4 protein-coding genes are annotated in these 9,908 nt (G+C 45.1%); all 4 read right to left on the minus strand.

Features of this window, described 5'->3' with window-relative positions; genetic code table 11:
* Positions 1 to 5: 5 nt before the first annotated feature.
* Positions 6 to 257 (minus strand): acyl carrier protein, encoded by a 252-nt coding sequence (locus DXZ20_RS07835; RefSeq protein ID WP_163697488.1) that lies wholly within the window; start codon positions 255 to 257, stop codon positions 6 to 8.
* Positions 258 to 329: 72 nt separating this feature from the next.
* Positions 330 to 1,214: a 3-hydroxyacyl-CoA dehydrogenase family protein gene (locus tag DXZ20_RS07840; RefSeq protein ID WP_163697490.1), complete on the minus strand. Its 885-nt coding sequence runs from the start codon at positions 1,212 to 1,214 to the stop codon at positions 330 to 332.
* 94 nt (positions 1,215 to 1,308) lie between these two features.
* Complete coding sequence (locus tag DXZ20_RS07845; protein ID WP_163697492.1) at positions 1,309 to 7,158, minus strand: type I polyketide synthase; 5,850 nt, start codon at positions 7,156 to 7,158, stop codon at positions 1,309 to 1,311.
* A 133-nt stretch (positions 7,159 to 7,291) separates the two neighbouring features.
* Positions 7,292 to 9,908: non-ribosomal peptide synthetase (locus DXZ20_RS07850; protein ID WP_163703433.1), on the minus strand; the 2,617-nt coding region annotated here is incomplete at its 5' end.

The raw sequence follows: 9,908 nt of genomic DNA on the forward strand, positions 1-9,908 counted from the left end.
AAATCTTAATGACCTACTGGGAGACTAGTTTTGCGCTCAATCAACTGCGTCATCGCATTGACTGTTCTGAAATTTTCAAAATCAAGTTCCTCATCTTCGACAGTTAATTGAAACTCTTGCTCAATAAAGAGAACTAACTGCATTGCGAACATGGAGTTAATAAAACCAGTGGCAAAAATATCTTCGTCTTCCTGTAATTGATAGTCCTGAAAGTGCTCCGAGAGAAATCCATAGAGCTTTTCTTTTATTTCCTTCATTTGTCTAACTTAGCTCAACAACAACAATCTGAATACTTAACTGAAAAAGCAAATATTTAGTTGAATAAAAAATCAACTTAACTTTTGACCTTTCACATAGGTGTAGAACCCTCGATTACTTTTACAACCATGTAATCCAGCATCCACCATTTTTTTTAGCAATGGACAGGGGCGATATTTATCATCATTAAAGCTCTCATACAAAACCTCAATGGAATAGAGAATCGTATCTAGCCCAATGAGGTCTGCTGTCTCTAATGGTCCCATCTTATGGCCAAAACATCCCTTAAACAAGCGATCAATTTCTGAAACGGTAGCAACTTGCTCCTGCAAGATAAAAATAGCTTCATTGATGGTCAACATCATGACTCGGTTGGTTACAAATCCAGGAGCATCATTGACCACAATTGAGTCTTTTCCCATCTGATGCAGCAGTGTTTGGGCACTTTGAATAGTTGTTTCGGCGGTATGATAACCTCGAATAACCTCTACCATAGGTTTGATCGGGACAGGATTCATGAAATGCATGCCAATAACTCTCTCTGGTCGCTGCGTAACTGAACCAAATCGAGTGATGGAAATAGCTGATGTATTGGCAGCAAAAATAGCCTCGGGAGGACAAATAGAATCTATTTTGTGATAAATAGATTGCTTGATATCCCATTTCTCAGTCGCATTTTCGACAACAAATTCAACCCTTTCTAGCTGCTGATAATCTGTAGAAAAGTGAACCTGATTTAAAACATCTGATGTACTCAACTTAGTATCAGATTGACGAGTAGACTCTGAGAAAAAGCTCTGTAGTCGGAGATTTTTTCGTATCTCAAGCTCGGCTCGCTTTAAAATCCGATCAGAAATATCAAGTAACGTAACCTGGTGACCTGTTTGAGCCAGGCTTTGGGCCAGACCAATGCCCATTGTACCAGCACCAATAACACCAACTGATTTAATTTCCATGACTGTCATTCCAGAACTAAGTGCAGACAAAAAGTAGTGATGCAGATATAAATGAGAAATTATTCCATGAACTGTGATTTTCGTTTAGAGCAGATCAATCTTCTTTGGCAGCAAGTTGCTCGGCTTCTTGCTCATCTAAAGCTTCTAATTCCTGAATGAGTATATTTTCAATCAAAACAGTTAATTCAGATACAGTAGGACACTCAAACAGGCTGCGAACTGGTATCTCAATCTGAAAAATATCGCGCAATTGATTGATTAAAATATTACCAGTGAGAGAATCACCCCCCAGAGCAAAAAAGCTATCGTGAATACCCACTTGACCAAAACCTAGTAATTCTTGAAACTTCTGAGTCAGTTTGTTTTCTAAATCACTGCTGGGTGCAACATAAACATTTTTAAGGCCAGCAGGTCTTTGATATTTGGGTTTGAGTGTTTCAATATTGGTGGGCGTTAAAGGGACAAGCTCTTGTTCACCCGTATCCGCTAGAAAATCTTGAGTTGAAACAATAACTTGAGGCTCTGTACTACTTGATAAAATGCGCTCAAAAATCGCTACGCCTTCTGCAGGTGTCATACCAATTCTGAATGCTTTCTCAGCAGTTGCCTCATACTCTTGCTGAACCGTCACAGCTGTACCAACCCCCTGCCAAACATCCCAATCAATACTTCTGATAAACCAGCCATACCGATAGGCACCGTAATGGGCAAAACTATCGAAGAAGAAATTTTCAGCACTGTAATCGACTAGACCAGCTTCGGGCTTTAACGTTCTCAAAGATGAGCAGAGTATCCAAAAATCTAATTCGTTATCTTTAAGTAGCTGCTCCAAGACTCTAATGCCTTTTACCTTAGGTGCCATATCAACAGCAACAACATCTTGAGTCTTGAGTTGTATAATCCCGCCTCCGCGCACAAAAGCAGCGTGAATTACCCCCTGAATTTGACCAAACTGGGTACAGGCCTGCTCAATGACCTTTTGCATTTGCGCTAGATTGGTAACATCAGCGCCCACAGCCATGACTTCTGCACCCAGGCTTTCTAGATGCTGAATTTGGCGAATTTTTAGGCTGACACTTTCCTGCTGCCCGTGGGTGGCTAACCAATCTGACCAATTATCACGCTCTGGCAGAGATGAGCGTCCTGTCAGAATCAGTTTGGCCTGGAAGTTTTCGGCTAGATAGGTCGCTAATGTTAGTCCCACACCTCCTAGTCCACCCGTAATCAGGTAAACGCCTTTCTTTTTTAACCTGGATTGTTTCTTGTTTCCTGTCCCCAAATGCATCGATTCAAAGGTTTTCACCCAGCGATGACAACCGCGATACGCAATCATTGGCGTAGAGGAGATGGGATGATTAAATTCCATCAGTAAACGATCCACCAACTGCTGTCGTTGATAACCCTTTGTAGTAGGTAGCATAAGGTCAATACAACGGCACTGGATGTGAGGATACTCGGTCGGAATAACCTGACAAGGACCTAAAACTAAGGCCTTCTCTGGGCAAATATCTTCTGTTCCAGTTAGACCTTGTAAATTATTGGAGACAACATTTATTTCCAGAGTGTCTTTGAGATTATGTTCTCCCAGGGCCTGTGCTATAAATAACAGACTGTAAAATCCTAAGGTCTCAGCAACTTTGTGCTCATTTTCTGCATTGACCAGCCATAAATGAATGATTTTTTGAGGTAATAAATTCAGTGCTAACAGCTCATTGAAAAGGGTTTGATAGTCCCCAGGTCGCTGTGGATTAATGGTATAGGTGTGCTGCTTGTCGTGGTCAATATCCCTGGCAAACCCTTCTCCAATTTTAACAACCACCACCCCATGCTCTTCCGGTGTCAACTGCTGGATAATTTGCTCTCCTAACTCACAATCATCCATAAACACCAACCAGCATCCTACACTAGTCTGGGGTGTCCAGGATGGTAGGGGTGATCGCTGCCAGGAAGGGGTATAGAACCAGTCTGACATGTCTGGCTGCTTCTGATCGGAGACAGGCTGTTTACCTGAAGAGACAGCTGGAATTTCTTTAAGCTGACTAAAGGCTGGAGGAGCAGAGGGTGTTGCGAGGGCGGATGCTTGGGCAACTAAAATATGCTCACCAAACGCAGGAAACTCTGAAAAAGCTTCAACGTTATCAAATCCATGGACAGTTAATATGTCTTTCCATTGTTGTTTAGATAAGTAAGGATCGCCCATATTACGCTGCCCCGTTGCATCAGCAATCGGCTGCATCAAGACGCCATCCATGATGTCAGCTTCTAAGCGAGCTTCTGTAATTTCCCACAACAGGAGTATACCGCCAGGAGCCAGTAATGAACGCGCATACTTCACCGTAGCATCTATATCCTGGGCAACATGAAGGACGTTAAATGCAATCAAAAGATCAAAACTATTGGCTGCATATCCTTGCTCCTGGGGTGCTTTTTCAACATCTAAGACTCCGTAATTAATAAAGGAATACTGACTAAATTTCTGTTGTGCAATACTCAAGAAAAAACTGCCAACATCGGTAAACGTATAGTCAGTTTGGGTGGCTGACAATAGTGGCAACACCTTTTCGGTAGCGCTACCGGTACCCGCCCCTAGCTCTAAAATTCTCAGTTTGTTATTAGCCGGTAAAGCATCCACAATGGTTTGGATGATAGAAACTAGAATCGGTTCGTAATAAGGCATTGAGGGATACTCTGGTACGGTATACCCTGCTTCCTGTAGTCGCATGGAGAAGTGAAATTCTAGGGGCTGTCGTTCTCCTGTAAGGATAACTGGCAGATTCATGCCATAAATGTGATAAATATCGTCGATCCATTCTGGCGAGATTACATCAGCAGACTTGGCTTTAACATCGGCTAAGCGATGACTAATTGTTTCAGGTGCCAAAGGCTCTAATTGGCTAAATTGACCCGATTCATCCCGTTGCAGACAGCCGTGAGCAACCAACACATCTAACCACCGTGCTAACAGTTCTTGATAGCGGGGAATGACCTTTGTTTGTGCACACAGTGCCTCTAAGGTGTAAGGTTGCTTAGGTTGTTGAAATGCCCCTAGCTGCCTGAATGCTTGATTCATATAGGCGATGCAGAGACGATCAAGGGCCTGCCTATAATTTGCATGAGTATGGCTATCTAACGTTTGGACACCATCTAACGCCTTGCTCTGTGCGATGGATACAAGCGATTGCCAAAATTCTGGCGTAGTTAATCGTGACTGTATAGATGACTCATCTGGAGCATCAACCCAATAGTGCTGACGCTGAAATGGATAGGTGGGTAGGGGAATGCGGTAGCGCTTGTGCTGGGCTGAGATAGCTGACCAATCAATATCAACGCCTGCTAGCCAGAGTTGGGCCACCGTATTCAGAATAAAGGCTTTATCTGATTGGGATTCATAGGCATTACGCAGCGAGGCAAGGGCGATTTTTTCAGTGGTGGTGACTTGGTCTAGACACTGTAATGCGAGGCTACTGAGGGTTTGTCCAGCCCCAATTTCCAATAGAATTGGCTGTTGCTCTTGCCATAGTGCCTGTACTTGATCGGCAAACCGCACTGGTTGGCGGAGATGCTGTATCCAATAGTCCGGATTTGTAACCTGGTCTGGCGTGATCCAGGTTCCAGTGAGGTTAGAGACGTAGGGAATATTAGGGGGCTGTAGGTTAAATCCCGCAACCAATGTCCTAAATGCTGGCACAATAGCTTCCATCATATGGGAATGGAACGCATGGGAAGACTGTAACCGTCGACAGGCCAGTCCTTGTTCAATTAACTGCGTTTGTAGTTGATCGATGGCGTCTGGTTCTCCGGCAACTACACATTGAGTTGCACCATTCACCGCCGAGAGGGATATTCTCTCATTCAGCAGGGGCTGTACAGCTTCTGCTGAAAGCGGCACTGCTAACATGGCTCCGGGGGGCAGTTGGGCAATCATCTCGGCCCGTTTAGCTACGAGTGTCAGGGCCTCTTCCAGAGATAAGACGCCGGCAAGGGTGGCAGCAACATACTCACCAATGCTATAGCCCACCATGGCGCTGGGGTGAATCTCCCAAGATTGCCACAGTTTTGCCAGGGCATATTCAATGACAAAAATAGCAGGTTGGGTTAAGTGAGTTTGGTTGAGTACACTGCTATCTTTGCCATCAGCCTGGCGATCGCGACCCAGCATCTGACGCAAATCAAGTTTAGGCGCTTGAGCGGCAGCGTCGGAGATGACAGCAGATGTATCTGTGGACTCAGCGCTTTGGGGTGGAAAAATAATCTCTCTTAAATCTATCCCTAAGAGAGGGTCTAAAATTTGGCAGCAGTTGTCGACCTGTTGGGCAAAGATAGGCTCAATGTGATAAAGCTCTTTAGCCATGTCTTCATAGTGACTGCCCAAGCCTGTAAACATGAAGGCAATCGGGCGTTTTTGAATGGCTTGTTCCGTAGTTAAGATGCGTTTTGGATCCTGTAAAGCTGCGATCGCATCTTCGACTGACCGGGCTATCACTGCTCTCTTATGGGAAAAGTTCTGGCGACCCCGTTGTAATGTGTAGGCAACATCTGCTAGATCAACCTGGGAATGCTGCTGTAGATACTGAATTAAATTTGTTGTACTTTGCTCTAAAGCGGCCTCTGTTTTAGCCGATAGAAGTAGTAACTGCCAGGGACTATCCTCATCAGTCGACTGTTCCCGATCTACCAAAGCACTCTGAGGAGCTTCTTCCAAAACCACATGGGCATTGGTTCCACCAAAGCCAAATGAACTTACCCCTGCACGGCGAGGAGTGCCATTGGTTTTCCATTCCGATAACGTTGTATTAACAAAGAAAGGGCTATTGTCAAAATCAATTTGGGGAGAAGGTGTCTCAAAATTAACGTTCGGAGGGATACATTTACGATCTAAACAGAGCACAGCTTTAATTAACCCTGTGATTCCTGCGGCAGCATCCAAATGACCAATATTGGTTTTAACTGAACCCAAGGCACAATATCCCTTTTTTTCAGTGGCAAATGCATGGGTAAGCGCTGCAATTTCAATGGGATCCCCCAACTTTGTGCCAGAGCCATGGGTTTCCACATAGGTGACAGTTTCTGGCTCTACTTCTGCCATTAGTTGAGCAGACTGAATAACTCGCGACTGAGCCAGTTCGCTGGGAGCGGTGTAGCTCACCTTGACAGCTCCATCATTGTTGGCAGACATGCCCTTGAGCACAGCGTAGATATAATCTCCATCGGCCAACGCTTCTGAGAACCGTTTGAGGACAACAACTCCCACCCCATTGCCTCCAACGGGACCATTGGCACGGGCATCAAAGGCCCAACAATGTCCATCGGGGGAAACTCCCTCCGGACATAGGGTCATGGCATTTTGTGGTGCTTTGATGGAAACCCCAGCTGCCAGGGCCATATCACATTCTCCACTGAGCAGGCTCTGATAGGCCAAATTTACAGCTATCAGCGAACTGGAGCAGGCTGTACCAACACTTATGCTGGGACCGTTGAGATTTAATTTGTAGGAAACACGTGTGGGTGCGTAGTCTTTATCAGAGGCCAGTAGGATGGGAAAATATCCCATCGTTTGATGCAAATGGTTCGGTAACAGGTTATACAACAGATAGGTGCTTCTACCAACGCCCGCATAAACACCAATGGTGGCCATTTCCTGTTCAGGATCGTAGCCCGCATTTTCCAATGCTTCCCAGGCACATTCTAAAAAGAGGCGATGCTGGGGATCCATGATTTCAGCATCCCTAGGATTGATACCAAAGAAAGAGGCGTCAAAGAGATCGATATCCTCCAATATGGCCGCCGCCTTGACTGAGTCGGCTGAAGAGTCTTCTGAAAAAATCGAGACAAATTCTTGTCCTGCCACCAAATTTTGCCAAAAAGCCTCAATGTTACGACTACCAGGAAAGCGACCAGCCAAACCGATGACGGCGACCTCTAAACCATTTTGTTCAACTGCCATGGCATTTTTTATGGGGGTAGATGGAATAATACGGATTGTAGTTATTACACTTTGGGAAGTGTGGATGGTTGAAGAAGAATCAAAATATGTGCTTTAAAGCACGATTGCTAAGACTATTGATCTCAAGTTACCCTTATCGATTCTTGCGGACTTTGTTTGTCCTGACCTTAATAGCTTTAGCGCGTTGTAGCTGTTGCTTAAGTCTCTGTTTACCTTCACTGAGACTAACTGCTACTTGTTGCTTGTCTAACGGTTTGCTGGTTGGAGAGATTGACGCTGGGCGATGATGGGCCGATAGATAGTCAGCTAGCCTATGAATAGTGGGATACTTGAACAAATCAGATAGTGATATTAATTCTACCTCATTGACTAAGCGTTCTTTCAGTCTATTGAAAACCGTGGTAATCAGCAGTGAGTTACCACCAACCTCAAAAAAATTGTGGTCTACTCCCACCTTATCTATATTTAAGGTGTCTTTCCAGATCTCACAAATTGTTTTTTCAAGTTCATTTTGAGGGGCAATATAGTCAACTGTTAACCCCGACACCATGTCGTTAGGTAATGAGAGTGCCTGACGATCTATTTTACCGTTAGCTGACAAGGGTAATGCTTCAACAATCACAAACACTGATGGGATCATGTAGTCAGGTAGATGAGCCCTTACGAACTGTTTGAGTTCATCCACCGTAATGCTCCCATGTGGAACGATATGGGCGACTAACCGCTTTTCATTGAGGTGTTTGCCGACTACGCTGACTAAAGCTCGATTGACAGCCCGATATTGCCCTAAAACTGCCTCGATTTCTCCCAGCTCGATGCGATAACCCCCTAGTTTTACTTGAAAGTCTTCCCGGCCTAAAAATTCGATATCGCCATCGGGTAGATAACGACCTAAATCACCTGTGCGATAAAGTCGTTCGCCACTGTCTGGATGGGTGATAAAACTAGCATTAGTCTTAGATTCATCTTGCCAGTATCCTTGGGCAAGACCCACACCGCCAATGTAGAGATCGCCTGGTACCCATGTGGGACAAGGTTCTAATCGCTGATTGAGTACGTGGAAACTCTGATTTGTTAGAGGACGACCATAGGGAATACTTTTCCAGGTTGGCTCTACAGTATGAATGGGGTAGAAAAGAGACCAAATAGAGGCTTCCGTTGCTCCGCCTAAGCTAATAACCTGGACATCAGACACGAGGGTTTGAATGTGAGGTGGTAAGGTGAGGGGAATCCAGTCTCCACTTAACAATACCAAACGTAGGGAGCTGAGTATAGCCGTGTGGTTGCTTGTAGCATCAACCAGCATTTGCATCAGGGCTGGCACAGAATTCCAAAGGGTGATCTGGTGTTGGCTAATTAAATCTATCCAGTGGTCTGGCTCCTTGAGTTGTGAGGCCTGAGGCAGAATAATGGTTCCCCCTGCGGCCAACGTGCCAAAGATGTCGTAAACCGACAGGTCAAAGCTGAGGGATGATAGGGCTAGAATGCGATCGCACGTCCCCACTGAAAACCGCCTATTAATATCTAAAATCGTATTAACTGCACCACGGTGGCTAATTTTGACCCCCTTGGGCGTGCCCGTAGAGCCTGACGTATAGATGAGATAGGCCAGATCATCAATTGTCTGTACCGGTTCAAGCGGTGGCAGTGACTGCCCATAACAGTCTTCACGATTCAACCTATTAAGGTTGATAATATGAACCCCTGTGGGCCAAGAGATTTTTTCATTTAGCCAGGACTGAGTCAGAACAATCTGTGCTCCACTATTGTCCAAAAGATAGGCTCGACGCTGATCAGGCCAGCCAGGATCAATCGGTACATAGGCTGCACCAGCCATCAAAATACCTAGAACAGCAACAATTTGTTCCCATCCTTTTTCCATCGCTACGGCCACCAGCTGGTTAGGTCTAACCCCAATCTCTCTGAGACAATGACCGACCTCATTGGCAAGACTATAGAGTTGTTGATAGGTTAGGGTACAGGTTTGGTCAATGACCGCACAGTGTTGAGCTTGCTGACGGACTTGCTTAATAAATAAGGTATGTAACCATTCTGACGTAGTAATACTTGCTTTAGCAATGGAAGCATCACCAATAGCTCTGCTATTGAGTTTATCTCGTTGCGCCAGCTGCGGCTGCGGCAGAATCTGTAGACTCGTCTTATCCCAAACAGTTGTGTCAGTAGCTAGCCGCTCTAGTAAGGCACAATAAGCCTCAAACATATCGCCAACTAGATTTACAGGGAAAAGCTCCTCAACCACATCCCAGTTAAACGTTAAAGTCCCTTGTTCATCCCAAACTTGAACATCCATCCAAGCTTGAGACGCCTGGGCACTCCCATAAACCAGCTGACCAAAGTGGTTAAACGTAGCCATTTTCTGGCCCAATGCTTCCATGCCTAACGTGCTAGTGAACACAATAGGCATGGCTTTGGGGGTAGTATTATTCCTCTGGTTTAGCTCTCGAGTGACCCGCACCCCATTAAAATAGCCATGTTCTAGATCCTGCCATAGCTGTTGTTGAATAGACTGTGTACGTTCACGAAAAGATTTACCTTGGGCATTATCAACAGCCAACAGCGTAACCGAGGTAAAGTTCCCTAGAATCTCACTAATTTGCGAGTGCAACGGTAAACGATTAAAAGAAGCAACATTAATCACAAACGGCTTTGGTGCGTGAATAAGGTAGCTGCGGAGCCATAGAAGCCGGTAAAGTGCAGTTACCACACAAACACGGTACCGATGAAACGCC

It is taken from the genome of Adonisia turfae CCMR0081 (assembly GCF_011009555.1).
GTDB classification, from domain to species: domain Bacteria; phylum Cyanobacteriota; class Cyanobacteriia; order Phormidesmidales; family Phormidesmidaceae; genus Leptothoe; species Leptothoe turfae.